Source organism: Streptosporangium sp. NPDC001559 (assembly GCF_042893955.1).
GTDB lineage: Bacteria > Actinomycetota > Actinomycetes > Streptosporangiales > Streptosporangiaceae > Streptosporangium.
Window position 1 is genome coordinate 73,511 of the sequence record NZ_JBIAVG010000021.1, and the last position, 14,172, is coordinate 87,682.

15 protein-coding genes and 1 pseudogene are annotated in these 14,172 nt (G+C 70.0%); 13 read left to right on the top strand and 3 right to left on the bottom strand.

Features of this window, described 5'->3' with window-relative positions; all coding sequences use genetic code 11:
* The first annotated feature begins 19 nt into the window (after positions 1–19).
* From sufU to ACFYY8_RS36075, 7 genes and pseudogenes are all read left to right on the top strand, one after another.
* Positions 20–457 (top strand): Fe-S cluster assembly sulfur transfer protein SufU, encoded by a 438-nt coding sequence (sufU, locus tag ACFYY8_RS36045; RefSeq protein WP_390048929.1) that lies wholly within the window; start codon positions 20–22, stop codon positions 455–457.
* Positions 454–819, top strand: a complete 366-nt coding sequence (locus ACFYY8_RS36050) for a metal-sulfur cluster assembly factor (protein ID WP_352013167.1) — start codon at positions 454–456, stop codon at positions 817–819. The genes sufU and ACFYY8_RS36050 overlap by 4 nt, the downstream gene beginning before the upstream one ends.
* Positions 820–1,187: 368 nt before the next feature.
* A complete protein-coding gene (locus ACFYY8_RS36055) occupies positions 1,188–2,966 on the top strand; it encodes a DEAD/DEAH box helicase (protein WP_390048932.1) in 1,779 nt (592 codons plus the stop codon).
* A gap of 192 nt (positions 2,967–3,158) precedes the next feature.
* Positions 3,159–3,422, top strand: a complete 264-nt coding sequence (locus ACFYY8_RS36060; RefSeq protein WP_352013165.1) for a phosphoribosyl-ATP diphosphatase — start codon at positions 3,159–3,161, stop codon at positions 3,420–3,422.
* Positions 3,423–3,480: 58 nt separating this feature from the next.
* Positions 3,481–4,326 carry an ATP phosphoribosyltransferase gene (gene hisG / locus ACFYY8_RS36065; protein WP_390048934.1) on the top strand — a complete coding sequence of 282 codons (846 nt, stop codon included), beginning with the start codon at positions 3,481–3,483 and terminating at the stop codon, positions 4,324–4,326.
* Between the two features lie 184 nt (positions 4,327–4,510).
* A pseudogene (locus ACFYY8_RS36070) lies at positions 4,511–4,603 on the top strand (ABC transporter ATP-binding protein); the annotation flags it as partial.
* Positions 4,604–4,656: 53 nt separating this feature from the next.
* Positions 4,657–4,818 carry a LuxR C-terminal-related transcriptional regulator gene (locus tag ACFYY8_RS36075; protein WP_390049078.1) on the top strand — a complete coding sequence of 54 codons (162 nt, stop codon included), beginning with the start codon at positions 4,657–4,659 and terminating at the stop codon, positions 4,816–4,818.
* 14 nt (positions 4,819–4,832) lie between these two features.
* On the opposite strand, the gene ACFYY8_RS36080 is transcribed toward ACFYY8_RS36075, so the two are convergent.
* Positions 4,833–5,675, bottom strand: a complete 843-nt coding sequence (locus ACFYY8_RS36080; RefSeq protein ID WP_390048936.1) for a siderophore-interacting protein — start codon at positions 5,673–5,675, stop codon at positions 4,833–4,835.
* A gap of 249 nt (positions 5,676–5,924) precedes the next feature.
* On the opposite strand from ACFYY8_RS36080, the gene ACFYY8_RS36085 reads away from it, so the two are divergent.
* Complete coding sequence (locus ACFYY8_RS36085; RefSeq protein WP_390048938.1) at positions 5,925–6,308, top strand: nuclear transport factor 2 family protein; 384 nt, start codon at positions 5,925–5,927, stop codon at positions 6,306–6,308.
* A gap of 20 nt (positions 6,309–6,328) precedes the next feature.
* Here the strand turns inward: ACFYY8_RS36085 and ACFYY8_RS36090 are convergent, their stop codons facing one another.
* Positions 6,329–7,378, bottom strand: coding sequence for an EAL domain-containing protein (locus ACFYY8_RS36090; RefSeq protein WP_390048940.1), 1,050 nt, complete (start codon positions 7,376–7,378; stop codon positions 6,329–6,331).
* 201 nt (positions 7,379–7,579) lie between these two features.
* On the opposite strand from ACFYY8_RS36090, the gene ACFYY8_RS36095 reads away from it, so the two are divergent.
* From ACFYY8_RS36095 to ACFYY8_RS36115, 5 genes are all read left to right on the top strand, one after another.
* On the top strand, positions 7,580–8,236 hold the full coding sequence (locus ACFYY8_RS36095; protein ID WP_390048942.1) for an acVLRF1 family peptidyl-tRNA hydrolase: 657 nt from the start codon (positions 7,580–7,582) through the stop codon (positions 8,234–8,236).
* Between the two features lie 228 nt (positions 8,237–8,464).
* On the top strand, positions 8,465–10,063 hold the full coding sequence (locus tag ACFYY8_RS36100; RefSeq protein WP_390048944.1) for an ABC-F family ATP-binding cassette domain-containing protein: 1,599 nt from the start codon (positions 8,465–8,467) through the stop codon (positions 10,061–10,063).
* 114 nt (positions 10,064–10,177) lie between these two features.
* Positions 10,178–10,393, top strand: a complete 216-nt coding sequence (locus ACFYY8_RS36105) for a helix-turn-helix domain-containing protein (RefSeq protein WP_030507271.1) — start codon at positions 10,178–10,180, stop codon at positions 10,391–10,393.
* A gap of 129 nt (positions 10,394–10,522) precedes the next feature.
* Positions 10,523–11,332, top strand: a complete 810-nt coding sequence (locus ACFYY8_RS36110) for an enoyl-CoA hydratase/isomerase family protein (protein ID WP_390048946.1) — start codon at positions 10,523–10,525, stop codon at positions 11,330–11,332.
* Positions 11,333–11,383: 51 nt separating this feature from the next.
* Entirely contained in the window at positions 11,384–13,270 is a 1,887-nt protein-coding gene (locus tag ACFYY8_RS36115) for an ABC transporter ATP-binding protein (protein WP_390048948.1), read from the top strand.
* A 4-nt stretch (positions 13,271–13,274) separates the two neighbouring features.
* Here the strand turns inward: ACFYY8_RS36115 and ACFYY8_RS36120 are convergent, their stop codons facing one another.
* Positions 13,275–14,156 carry a sulfotransferase family protein gene (locus ACFYY8_RS36120; RefSeq protein ID WP_390048950.1) on the bottom strand — a complete coding sequence of 294 codons (882 nt, stop codon included), beginning with the start codon at positions 14,154–14,156 and terminating at the stop codon, positions 13,275–13,277.
* Positions 14,157–14,172: the final 16 nt, after the last annotated feature.

A 14,172-nucleotide genomic window follows, 5' to 3' on the forward strand; every position in this document is an offset into this window, starting at 1 on the left:
CCATGCCGGAGCAGCCCAGATGATCGCCGAGTCCATGTACCAGGAGCTGATCCTGGAGCACTACAAGCATCCCCAGGGGCGGGGACTTCGAGACCCGTACGACACCGAGGTCCACCATGTGAACCCGACGTGCGGCGACGAGATCACCATGCGCGTGAAACTGGGCGACGGCGGCAAGGTCGAGGACGTGTCCTACGACGGCCAGGGGTGTTCGATCAGCCAGGCGGCGGCCTCGGTGCTGTACGAGCTGGCCACCGGATCGACGGTCGAGGAAAGCCTCGCCGTCGTGGAGGAGTTCACCCGGCTCATGCAGAGCAGGGGTCAGGTCGAGGCAGACGAGGACGTCCTCGGCGACGCTGTCGCCTTCGCCGGGGTGGCCAAGTTCCCCGCGCGGGTCAAGTGCGCGCTCCTCGCCTGGATGGCCTACAAGGACGCGGTCGTGAGGAGTAGCGAATGAGCAAGCCTGTTGAGACGCCGACCTCGGCGTACGACGGGGAGACCACCCTTGACGAGGTCATGGAGGCCCTCAAGGACGTGGTCGACCCCGAGCTCGGCATCAACGTCGTCGATCTCGGCCTGATCTACGGGATCAACCTGGACGAGACCGAGGCCGGCGGACCGCCGATCGCCACCATCGACATGACGCTGACCAGCGCGGCCTGCCCGCTGACCGACGTCATCGAGGACCAGGCGCACTCCGCCCTGGACGGCATGGTCTCCGACGTGAAGATCAACTGGGTCTGGCTCCCGCCGTGGGGTCCCGACAAGATCACCGACGAGGGGCGCGAGCAGCTGCGCATGCTCGGTTTCAACGTCTGATCGGCGTTCCGGTACGGCCCGCACCCGGAAAAACGGGTGCGGGCCGTACCGGAATGTGTGAGAGAATGCCCGGGCCGGGAAGAAAGGCCCGGCGGCGGAGCGTTGACTTCGTAACGGACAAGCGTCGGCCCGTGCCGTACGCCCCGGCCGGACCCGGCACTGCGAACGCCGGGTATGCTTGATCGTGGTTTGACTGCGTGCGGGTAATATTCACCCGTCTCGTGCGGTGCGCCTCGACTTGCGCCGCACCACCGCCCTCACAGTGGGCGTAGATCGAGCGTGGCCTCAGGCCACGCGTTCCAGGCTCGTCCTTTCGCAGAAGTGACGTGCCCCCGTCCTTCTATCGAAAGGCACGAATCTTCGTGACCATGCTTGACGCTGCCCTGCCCGAAATCACCGAGGTCGCCGAGGTCTCCGCGACTCCCTCCGAGGTGTCCGAGTTCACGCTCCTCGGCCTGCCCAAGCCGCTGGTGAACGGGCTCTCCCGTCAGGGCATCGACAGCCCCTTCCCCATCCAGCGGGCCACCATCCCCGACATTCTCGCGGGCAACGACGTCCTCGGGCGCGGCCAGACCGGCTCGGGCAAGACGCTGGCCTTCGGCCTGCCCATGATGGCCCGCATCGCCGGAGGCAAGGCCCGTCCCGGCCGGCCGCTGGCGGTCGTCCTGGTGCCGACCCGCGAGCTGGCCATGCAGGTCACCGACGCGCTTGAGCCGCTGGGCCGCGGCCTGTCGCTGCGGATGAAGACCGTCGTCGGCGGCATGTCCATGGGCCGTCAGATCGAGGCGCTGCGCCGCGGCGTCGAGGTCGTCGTCGCGACCCCCGGACGCCTCACCGACCTGATCCAGCAGGGTGAGTGCACCCTGGACGAGGTCCAGGTGACCATCCTGGACGAGGCCGACCACATGTGCGACCTGGGCTTCTTCCCGGTCGTCAGCGCCATCCTGCAGCAGACGCCCCCCGACAGCCAGCGTCTGCTGTTCTCCGCCACCCTCGACGGTGACGTGGACAAGCTGGTGCGGCGCTTCCTCACCAACCCGATCACCCACTCGATGGCTCCGCCCGCCTCCTCGGTCGAGACCATGGAGCACCACGTGCTCGAGGTCCACCGCGACGACAAGTTCCCGGTGACCGCCGAGATCGCCAACCGTGAGGGCCGCACCATCATCTTCGTGCGTACCCAGCACGGGGTCGACCGCCTGTGCAAGCAGCTCGCCCAGGTCGGCGTCAAGGCCGGAGGCCTGCACGGGGGCAAGCGCCAGAACCAGCGGACCCGCATCCTCGCCGAGTTCAAGGAAGGCGAGATCAACGTCCTGGTCTGCACCGACGTCGCGGCCCGGGGCATCCACGTCGACAACATCAGCCTGGTGCTGCACGTGGACCCGCCGCAGGACCACAAGAGCTACCTGCACCGCGGTGGCCGTACGGCGCGCGCGGGGGAGAAGGGCACCGTCATGACGCTGGTGCTCCCCAACGAGCGCCGCTCGACCGACGCGATGACCCGCCGCGCGGGCATCAAGCCCTTCCGGCTCAAGGCCACCCCGGGGCACCCCCGCCTTGAGGAGGTCGCGGGGGCTCGCCAGCCCAGCGGCGAGTCGATCCCGGTCTGGGAGCCCGCGGCTCCGGTCGCCAAGCAGCGCGAGCGGCGCGGCGGCTTCGGTGGCGGACGCGGTCCGCGCCGTTTCCGTGACCGTCCCGGTCACGGCGGCGAGGGCTACCAGCCGCGCGAGCGTTCCGCGGGCGAAGGCGGGCGCGGCGAGCGTCCTTTCCGCTCCGAGCGTCCCGAGCACTCCGACTTCCGCTCCGAGCGTCCCGAGCGTCGTTCCGAGGGCCGCGGCACCGGCACCGGCACCGGCGGCGGCTACCGCGGTGGCGAGCGCAGGGAGCCGTTCCGCGGTGACCGTCCCCCCTTCCGCGGGGAGCGTCCCTTCAGGTCCTCCGAGCAGCGCCCCTCCGGCGACCGTGAGGGTTACCGCGGTGGCGAGCGCAGGGAGCAGCCGTTCCGCGGTGACCGCCAGGGCGGCTTCCGCAGCGGTGGCGGTGAGTTCCGCAGCGGTGGCGGTAACGGCGAGTTCCGGGGTGGGGAGTTCCGTTCGGGCGGCCGTCCCGAGAGCCGTGGCAGGCGCGGCGGCTACCACGGGCGCTGAGCGTCCCGCACCTTTCCACGACACCCCGACGGGGCCGGTACGGCACATGCCGTACCGGCCCCGTCCGGCGTTTCATGGCGATATGCCCGGGTGGGAGGGGGTGTGGCCGTGTCCAGAGCGTGGACGCCCATCCGTGGTGGTCCCCGGGGCCGTTAGGCTTGGCAACGACATCCCACGACGCCGAGAGAGACCATGAAGACCTTCGAAGAGCTGTACGCCGAGCTGTCAGACAAGGCGCGGACCCGCCCCGAGGGGTCGGGCACCGTGGCCGCGCTGGACGCCGGGGTCCATGCCATCGGCAAGAAGGTCGTCGAGGAGGCCGCGGAGAGCTGGATGGCCGCCGAACACGAGTCGAACGAGCGGGCCGCTGAGGAGATCTCCCAGCTGCTCTACCACGTGCAGGTCCTCATGCTCGCCAAGGGGATCGGGCTGGACGAGGTCTACAGGCATCTGTGAGCCGGTGCGCCCGGCTCACGTTCCCATGACCGCAGATCCGTCAAGGAAAGCCACCACCATGCTCCGTCTCGCCGTTCCCAACAAGGGCGCCCTCAACGAGGCCGCCCAGACCATCCTCAAGGAAGCCGGATACCGTCCCCGTAAGGACAGCAAGGAACTCGTGGTCGTCGACCCGGAGAACTCCTGTGAGCTGTTCTTCCTGCGTCCGAAGGACATCGCCGTCTACGTCGGCGAGGGAACCCTCGACGCCGGCATCACGGGCCGTGACATGCTCCACGACTCGGGCGCGCAGGTCGAGGAGATCATGCCGCTCGGCTTCGGCGCCTCGACCTTCCGCTTCGCGGCCAACCCGGGCGCCTTCGCCACGGTCATGGACCTCAAGGGCAAGCGCGTCGCGACCTCCTACTCCGGTCTGCTCGGCGCCTACCTGGCCGAACAGGGAGTGGACGCCCGGGTGATCAAGCTGGACGGCGCGGTCGAGACGGCGATCCGGCTGGGGGTCGCCGACGCGGTCGCCGACGTCGTCGAGACCGGCACCACACTGCGCAACATCGGCCTTGAGGTCTTCGGTGAGCCGATCGCCACCTCGGAGGCCGTGCTGATCAAGCGGATCGGCGCCGGGGAGAGCCCCGGGGTGCAGCAGCTCGTCCGCAGGCTGCAGGGCGTGCTGATGGCGCGCGACTACGTGATGATGGACTACGACATCAGGGTCGAGCGCATCGAGGAGGCCATCGCCCTGACCCCGGGCATGGAGGGGCCCACGGTCTCCCCGCTGCACCGGGAGGGCTGGGTCGCGGTCCGCGCCATGGTGCCGCGCAAGGGGCACCAGCAGGTGATGGACCAGCTCTGGGAGATCGGCGCCAAGGCCATCCTGGTCACCGCTATCTTCGCCTGCCGGGTCTGAACCGGTTCTTCTCGTCCTCGTCCGAGGGGCGGGCCTTCCGACAATGTCACCGTCAACGCCGGATCACCGGCACTGACGCCGTCGGCGGGCCCGCTCCTGGCGTTGCGCCCATGAACGCCATCGCCTTCACCGGTGTGAGCGGGTCCTACGGGAACGTGCTCGCCGTGACGGCCTGAACCTCACCGTGGAGACGGGCGGGACCGCCGCGCTCCTCGGCCCGAACGGAGCGGGTGGGTCGGCCTCCGTCAACGGGCCGCTCGGTCTGATCCGTCCGATCGGCGGCAGGATCGAGCTCTTCGGCCGTTCCCCGGAGCAGGCCGTGGCGACGTCCTGGCCACGGCGGCCGACGGCTCGACCATCGGTGACATCGCCCTGGGCCTGCACCTGTCAGAGGGGACGGTCCGCGACCACCTGTCCTCGGCCGTCCAGAGGGCCCGGGCCCGCAACCGCGTCGAGGCGGTACGGCGCGCCCAGGCGCAGGGGTGGCTCTGATCGGCCCGCCCACGTCAGGACGGCAGGGCCGCGGCCTCCTCTTCCTCGATCTGCCGGTTCCAGTCCTGCTTGACGGCGCGCCAGGTCTCGTCGTCGCGGCCGACGCGCCAGTAGCCGGAGATGGACAGCCGTGACAGCGGGATGCCGCGCTCGGCCCGCAGGTGACGGCGGAGCGTCCTGACGAAGCCGGCCTCGCCGTGGACGAAGGCGTGCGGGGTCCCCTCGGGGAAGTCCAGCTCGCGCACCGCGGTGACCAGCGTCTCGCCGACCGGAGCGTCGCCCCGGTGGAACCAGACGATCTTCGTGTCGCCGGGGGAGTCCAGCCGCTGCTCCTCCTGCGGGCCCGCGACCTCGACGAACACGTGGGCCAGGACGCCGGAGGGGAGCCGCTCCAGGGAGGCCGCGATGGCGGGCAGCGCGCTCTCGTCACCGACGAACAGGTGCCAGTCCGCCTCGGGGTCGGGGGCGTAGGCGCCGCCGGGACCGAAGAAGTGGATCTCCTCGCCGGGCTGTACGGCCGCCGCCCAGGGGCCGGCCAGGCCGCTGTCGCCGTGGTGGACGAAGTCGATGGCCAGTTCGAGGGCCTCGGGGTCCCACGAGCGCACGGTGTAGGTCCGGGTGGTCGGCCACTGCTCGCGGGGCAGTTCGCCCTGAATCCGCTCCAGATCGAACGGTGCGGAATAGGTTACCCCGTGTGGGGGGAACAGGAGTTTGACGTAGTGGTCGGTGAACGCGCCCGCGCCGAACCCCGCGAGTCCGTCGCCGCCGAGCACCACCCGGATCATGTGCGGGGTGATCCACTCAACCCGTTTCACCTGGCCACGGATGGTCTTACGCGCCGGTCTGCCCTCTGCCATGGTCGCTCTCCGATGGTCGTCAAGTTAGGTTGCCCTAAGTAGTAGCATACGGTGATTTAAGTGGCATAGCCGCTTGGCGGTTTCTCTAGATGGCTCTTGGTTATGTCGTCTTAAATCCCTTTTGTGGATCAATATCCCTATTTTGGGCTCGCGGCGAGTGTCTGGAGTCCGCTTCCCTGTCCTTTCTCGTCCGCGGGGTCTCTAGACTGCTATTCTAGATAGTGCTCTCTAGAACTATTGGAGGTTCAGGTGAACGCGGTCGACCGTCTGTATCAGGGGTTCGCCGCCCGCGACCCCGAGGCGATCCTGGGTGCGCTCCATCCGGAGTTCGTGGGCACCGTGAGCGCGGGCATGCCGTTGGGGGTCGGCGGCACGCACGTCGGCCCCGAGGCGATGCTCCGTGACTGCTGGGCGGTGGTCTTCTCGCACCTGGACAGCGTGCCCTACGCCGAGGAACAGGTCTGGCCGGAGTCGGAGAGGGCCGTGGTGTTCGGGTACTACCGGGGGGCCGCCCGTGCGACCGGCAGGGCACACGAGGCGGCCTTCGCCCATGACCTGCGCCTCAGGGACGGCCTGATCGCCGGGCTGGTCCAGATCACCGACACCGCTCGATGGGCCGAGGCCCTCGCCTGATGATCTACGATGTAAAGGTGTCAGCGCTGTGCGGCGACCTGGCGGATCAGGTCGGCCACCCGGACGATGCCCATGCATCGGCCGAACTCGTCCACGACGACCAGATCGTCGTAGACGCGCTCCGCGTCGCGTCCGGCAACCTGCATGGCGGCGATGACAGGGGTGGACTTCGGGGCGTTGCGAGGCGAGTCCGCCAGGCGCAGGGCGGGCTTCTTGCCGTACAGGGCGTGGCCGAAGCGGCTGGCGATGGACAGCAGGAACCGGCTGCGGTCGAGACTGCCCTTCGGCCGCTGGTACTCGTCCACCAGGATCACGCTGGTGATGGACGGGTCGGTGCCGAAGGCCTCGACGACGTCCTCCGCGGTCGCCTCGACGGGCAGGGTCATGGCGGGCAGCAGGAACTCCTGGACGCGGGGGCCCAGCAGCGCCTGTGACGGCTCCTGCCGCGGGGCCGCGATGGGCACGTGGACCCTTCCCGAAGGGCCGGGCACCAGCAGCGGGCCCTGCGCCAGCCGTACCCCCCAGGAACGCAGCGCGGTCAACTGGGCCTCCTCGGACACGCCGGGGGCCAGAACATGGGCGCCGATCCCGCGGGCGAACGTGGCCAGTGACTCGGTCAGGGCCGCGCGACGCGGGTCACGGGGCATCTTGGCGACCAGGTCGGGGGAGAGCACGGCGAGGTACGGCGCCGCGTCGGTGAGCAGGTCCAGCGGGATGTGGGCGGTGCCCAGGTCGCCGACCGCGATCAGGTAGCCGATGGCGCGCAGCCCGTCGAGCCCGGTGATCAGGGACTGGCGTTCGACCTGCGCGAAGTCCCCCCTGACCATCAGGATGACCTCGCGCGGCCTGCGGCCCGCGGTGCGCAGGGCCTCGTGGAGCGGGGCCAGCGCGGCCGATCCGCCGATCACCGCGGAGGAGGGGATCGGAAGCACCAGGGGGAGCAGCGCCTCACTCCTGGAGATCTGCAGGACCGTGCGGACGGCGGAGGAGAGGTTGCCGTGACCGTCGCCACGCGCCTGGAGGGCGATGACGCCTCCGGTGTCGAGGTCGACGATCGGGGTGGCGTCCATGGCGGACGCCGATGTGGGCCCCGCTGTGGCCGCTGTGGCGGCCGTAGCGGTGCCCGGCGGGAGGAGATGTGTTCTGCTCGACACGTACAGAGAATGGACCATCGTCAGCAACCGCATAAGCGACGTTCAATGATGTTCACCGATATTTCGCCGTTCGTTGAAGGCGGTTCGCCCGGAGAGGAGCCGGTAGTGTCCCGTCATATGACGTCACGACCGGCGAAGGGGGGCGGCCGCTGGGTCAGCGTCGGCCCGGCTCGTCTCGGCCGCTGGATCGACGGCTTCGTCGAGCGGCACGGGCCGCCCTCGGTGACGGCCGGGGAGCAGGTCGTGCGGCTGCTGGGAGCGGACGGCGCCGCGGCGGAGTGCCAGGTACCGTTCCCGCCGCTGACCCCCTCGGGCGGCGGCCCGCTGGCGCGCCTCATCACCCACGCGCGCGTCGAGCGCCGGGTCGGCGTCCTGCTGGTACGGCTCGGCGGCCACGCGGCGGGCATCTTCCAGGGCGACGAGCTGTTGTCCTCCAAGGTGGGGTCGCGGCAGGTCCACGGCCGCAGCGCGGCGGGCGGGTGGTCCCAGCAGAGGTTCGCCAGGCGCAGGGAGAAGCAGGTGGGCCAGGCGCACGAGGCGGCGGCCGAGGTGGCGCTGCGCGTCCTCGGGCCGCATGTGGCGGAGCTGGAGGCGGTGATCCTCGGTGGCGACAGGCGCGCGGTCGACGCGCTGCGGGCCGACCGCAGGCTCGCGCCGGTCTTCGCACTGGAGACGGGGCCGTTCCTGACGGTGCCCGACCCCCGGCTCGTGGTGCTCGCGGGGACCCCGGCGGAGTTCCGCGCCGTCAGGATAAGGGTCACCGATCCCGGCTGAACGATCCGGAAGGGGATCGCCGGGGCCGGTCGAGGCCGCCGGACCGGCGGCTTCGGGGAGACCAGGGCTGCTCGGGTGCGCCGTACACTGATCGGTATGCGCACTTCCGATTGACGCCGCCCCCGATGAGGCGAGACAGCCGGGCCGGAGCCGGGAGACACAGGGCGGCGGCGGGTTCGGCCAGTGAGGTGAGCCCGTGTACGTCCATTCTGGGAGTGTTCTCCAACCATGATCGTAGCTTCTGACATCGAACTCCGCGCCGGGGCCCGGCTGCTCATCGAGGGGGCCTCGTTCCGGGTCGGCCCCGGCGACAAGATCGGTCTGGTGGGCCGAAACGGCGCGGGCAAGACCACCCTGACCAGGGTGCTGGCCGGCGAGGGACTTCCCGCGGCGGGCACGGTCTCGACCTCGGGCTCCGTCGGCTACCTGCCACAGGATCCGCGCACCGGTGACCTGCAGGTGCTGGCCCGCGACCGGATCCTGTCGGCGCGGGGTCTCGACGAGGTCCTGCGCGAGCTGCGCGAGGCCGAGCAGGGCATGGCCTCGGAGGACCGGCGCACGAGGGACCGCGCGGTGCGCGCCTACGGGCGCCTTGAGGACCGGCTGCACGTCCTGGGGGGCTACTCCGCCGAGTCGGAGGCGGCCTCGATCGCCTCCAGCCTGGGATTGCCCGGCAGAGTGCTCGGACAGCCGCTGGAGACGCTGTCCGGAGGGCAGCGCAGGCGGGTCGAGCTGGCCCGCATCCTGTTCTCCGGAGCGGAGACTCTCCTCCTTGACGAGCCGACAAACCACCTCGATGCAGACTCAATCGGGTGGCTTCGTGATTTTTTGCGATCGCATCAAGGTGGTTTGATCATTATCAGCCACGACGTCGGGCTTCTTGAAGCGACGGTAAACCGGGTCCTGCACCTGGACGCCAACCGTGCGGTGATCGACACCTACAACGTCGGCTGGAAGGCCTATCTGACCCAGCGGGAGACCGACGAGAAGCGCAGGAGGCGCGAGCGGGCCAACGCGGAGAAGCAGGCCTCGGCGCTGATGTCGCAGGCCGACAAGATGCGGGCGAAGGCGACGAAGGCCAAGGCCGCGCAGGACATGCAGCGTCGCGCCGAGCGGCTGCTGTCCGGACTGGAGGCCGAGCGGCGCAGTGACAGGGTCGCCAAGCTGCGCTTCCCCGAACCCGCTCCCTGCGGCCGTACGCCGATCAGCGCGGAGGGCCTGTCGAAGTCCTACGGCTCGCTTGAGGTCTTCACCGACGTCGCCGCGGCCGTCGACAGGGGCAGCAGGGTCGTCATCCTGGGGCTGAACGGCGCGGGCAAGACCACCCTGCTGCGCATCCTGGGCGGTCTCGAGGAGCCGGACACCGGCGAGGTCAAGCCCGGCCACGGGCTCAAACTGGGCTACTACGCCCAGGAACACGAGACGATCGACCCGGGCAGGAGCGTGCTGGAGAACATGCGCTCGGCGGGCGGGGAACTCGCGGACTCCGACCTGCGCAAGGTCCTCGGCTCGTTCCTGTTCACCGGGGACGACGTGGACAAGCCCGCGGGGGTGCTCTCCGGCGGGGAGAAGACGCGGCTGGCCCTGGCCACGCTGGTGCTCTCCTCGGCCAACGTCCTGCTGCTCGACGAGCCTACGAACAACCTCGACCCCGCCAGCAGGGAGCAGGTTCTTTCTGCACTAAGATCCTATTCTGGGGCGATTGTCCTTGTTACGCATGATGAGGGGGCTGTAGAGGCTCTCCGACCCGATAGGGTGATCTTGCTACCAGACGGAGTTGAAGACGCTTGGAGCGAGGAATTTTCCGATCTTGTGGCACTTGCCTGATCTTAATTTGAGCGGGTACGGATCTTTTCCCATGGAGTAGGTAGCCGATCTCGCAGAAATGACTGATCATGGCGTGAGTAACGCTGCGGAAGTCTGGCACTACAGGAGGTACTCGTGGCCGAGACTCTCAAGAAGGGCACCCGGGTGACCGGGGCCGACCGTGAAAAACTGGCCGCCGATCTGAAGAAGCGCTACAGCGCGGGTGAGAGCATCCGGGCGCTGGCCGCTTCAACCGGCAGGTCATACGGCTTCATCCACCGCATCCTGAGCGAGTCCGGTGTGACTCTGCGTGGGCGCGGCGGCGCCACCCGAGGCAAGTCGAAGCGCTGACCCCGCCTCGGAAACGCGCGACCGCAGCCGCTCGTCCTCCGCTGACACGTCCCGCTCGGGCCTGTAGAACCTCCTTCTAGAGAGTCGATAGGCTCGGGCGAGACGTACGAACGACAGCTGGAGCGGGCGATGGCGGAAGCGGCGATCGGGGGGAGCGCGGAGAAGGTCTCTCACGAGGAGGCCGGTCTGCGCTTCGAGGTGGACGGCGAGATCGCGACGATCACGCTGGATCGGCCGGAGAGGCGTAACGCACAGACGTTCGCCACCTGGTCCGAGCTGGCTCGCATCGGTGACTCCCTGCCGCAGCAGGTGAGGATCGTCGTGGTCCGAGGTGAGGGGCCGTCCTTCTCGGCAGGCATCGACCTGCGTCTGCTCAGCCCCGAGGGCATCCCGGGTCAGGGCTCGCTCGCGACTCTCGCGGCGGCCGACGACTCGACCTTCGAACAACGGATAGCCCAGGCGCAGCGGGGATTCCTGTGGTTGCGCCGCCCGGACATCGTCTCCATCGCCGCCGTGAACGGCCACGCGATCGGAGCCGGGTTCCAGCTGGCCCTGGCCTGTGACCTGAGGATCCTGGCCGAAGACGCCACACTGTGCATGAGGGAGCCCGCCCTCGGGCTGGTCCCCGACCTGACGGGCACCAAGCCACTGGTCGACCTGGTCGGCCTGCCCAGAGCCCTTGAGATCTGTCTCACCGCCCGTGCCGTGGGGGCGCGGGAGGCGGCCGCCCTCGGCCTCGCCGAGCTGGTCGTCGCCGGGGAGGAGCTGACGCGGGCCGTACGGGATCTGGCCGCCGCGCTGCTGTCGGTCGACAGGGGCGCAGCGACCGCGACCAAACGCCTGCTCCAGGGAGCACGGGAGCGCACGCTCAAGGAGCAAGGCGCCGCCGAGCGCCGCGAGCAGATCGCCCGGGTCAGGGCGTTGTTCGCCGGAAGCTGACGCGGGAATGCCAGGGCCCGCCACGGTGCTCGCACCGGCGGAGGAGGCCACATGACGATGATGGGCGGGGGGTTCGGCCCCCAGGCGATGCGTTCCCTGCGGCGCGACAGCTCGGTGACCAAGGAGCGGCTCACGCCGGGCACGGTCAGACGCATCGCGGGCTACGCGCGCCCCTTCACCCGGCACATCCTCGCCTTCCTCACGCTGGTCGTGGCCGGGTCCGTCATCGTGATCGTCAACCCGCTGCTGATGAAGGCCATCATCGACGACGGCATCACCCCGGGCCGCTCCGGCGTCGTGGTCACCCTGGCGGGGGTCATCGCGGCGCTGGCCGTCGCCGACGCCGCGCTGACACTGGCGCAGCGCTGGTTCTCCGCCAGGATCGGTGAGGGCCTGATCTACAACCTGCGCACCGAGGTCTTCGACCACGTGCAGCGCATGCCCGTGGCCTTCTTCACCCGCACCCAGACCGGGGCCCTGGTCTCCAGGCTCAACAGCGACGTGATCGGCGCGCAGCGGGCGCTGACGAGCACGTTGTCCTCCGTCGTCTCGAACGTGGTCATGCTGGTGCTCGTCCTGGGCGCCATGCTGGTGCTGTCCTGGCAGATCACGCTCGTCGCGCTGGTGCTGCTGCCGCTCTTCCTCCTGCCCGCGAGGTGGGTCGGCAGGAAGATGTCCGGGCTCACCCGCGAGCAGATGCAGCTCGACGCCGAGATGAGCTCCATGATGACCGAGCGGTTCAACGTCGCGGGCGCCACCGTCGCCAAGCTGTACGGCAGGCCGCAGGAGGAGGCCGACGCCTTCGGAAGCCGGGCCGGCCGGGTGCGTGACGTCGGCGTCGTCGTCGGCATGTACGGGACGGTCTTCCGGGTCGCGCTCGGCCTGGTCGCCGCGCTGGCCACCGCCCTGGTCTACGGCGTGGGCGGCGTCCTGGCCGTCGGCGGCGCCTTCGAGCTGGGCACCCTCGTCGCGCTCACCGCCCTCCTGATGCGCCTGTACGGCCCGCTGACCAGCCTGTCCAACGTGCACGTCGACGTGATGACCGCCCTGGTCAGCTTCGACCGGGTCTTCGAGGTGCTCGACCTGAAGCCGATGGTCGCCGAACGGCCGGACGCGGTCGCCGTCCCGCCGGGGCCCGTGACCGTCGAGTTCGAGAACGTCCGCTTCCGCTATCCCGCGGCCTCGGAGGTCTCGCTCGCCTCGCTTGAGACGGTGGCCCGTCCCGAGACGTCCCCCGGCCAGGAGGTGCTGCGCGGGGTCTCCTTCACCGCGCGGGCCGGGGAGATGGTCGCGCTCGTCGGCCCCTCGGGGGCGGGCAAGACGACCGTCACCAGCCTGGTCTCCCGGCTCTACGACGCGGACGAGGGCACGGTCAGGATCAACGGCCTCGACGTCCGCGACGTCGGCTTCGCCTCCCTGCGCGAGAGCGTCGGCGTCGTCATGCAGGACGCCCACCTCTTCCACGACACCATCGGGGCCAACCTCGCCTACGCCAGGCCGGACGCGACGGAGGAGGAGATCTGGGAGGCCCTGCGCGCGGCGCAGATCGCCGACCTGGTCGAGGCGCTGCCCGAGGGCCTGGAGACCGTGGTCGGCGACCGGGGCTACCGGCTGTCCGGCGGGGAGAAACAGCGCCTGGCGCTGGCCAGGCTGCTGCTCAAGGCGCCCAGGGTGGTCGTCCTCGATGAGGCGACCGCGCATTTGGACTCCGAGTCCGAGGCCGCGGTGCAGCGTGCCCTGAAGACCGCGCTGGCCGGGCGGACCTCACTGGTCATCGCCCACCGGCTGTCCACCGTCCGGGAGGCCGACCAGATCCTGGTCGTCCAGGACGGCCGCGTCGTGGAACGGGGCCGACACGAGGAACTGCTGGCCGGGGGAGGGCTCTACGCGGAGCTCCACCGCACCCAGTTCAGCTCCCCCTCGGGGCCTCGGGAGTGACGGCTCAGCGATAACCGAGCCGGGTCAGCTCCTCACGGGCGACCTTTCCGACGAGCTCGGCGTCGGTACCGCGCAGCCGGGTGTGCCAGACGCCGACCTGCGGCGCGTGCCTGCCGTACAGGGCGACCTTGGAGACCCGGGTGCCCAGGAAGTCGGACAGTCCCTGGGCGGCCTCGGCGGGGGAGGCGGCCAGGTCCTCGTAGCGCAGGGTCAGCAGCTGCTCGCGGGGCAGCTCCCGGTGGAGCGTGGCCGACAGGCGTACGGCGCTGCGCCAGCGCAGCGCGCACTTGCCCGCCGTCGGCATGGCCTTCCAGCGCTCCCCGTGCTCGCCCGAGTTGACGCCGAGGAAGGGGTTGGGGAACTCGGTCTCCTCGCTCAGCATGGCGGGCCTGAACCACGAGAGCGCCGCGGGGTCGGCCATCATGTCGGCCGCCACGTCACGGCCGTCCCTGATGAGCTGGACGAACCTGGCGTCGGGGAACGCCTGCAGCAGCACCGAGGCGCTGTAGATCAGGTCGGGGCTGGCGTCGCCGAACCGGGCGACGGAGCCGGAGGTCACGCACGGGCCCTCCCCGGTCACCCCGCCCGCCTCCCGGCAGGGGACCGGGCACTCCCGGCAGGCGCCGGGGACGATCTGCCACGACTCGGCCAGGGCGTCGCGCAGCACCCGTGTCGCGCCCATGCCCCTGCGGGTGATGGAGGGCCGCCTGGCGAAGGCGTACACGACATGGGTCACCGAGGCGCGTCCCATGGTGACGTGGAAGCCGGGGGAGCGCTTGAGGGCCCGGGCAAGCAGATCCGAACCGGAGTGCGGGGCGGCGAGCACGAACACCGGCTGGCGGACCTTGATGCCGTTGACCACGAGGATGTGGGTCGGAGGTCGCATATGTGAGCCCAGTGTG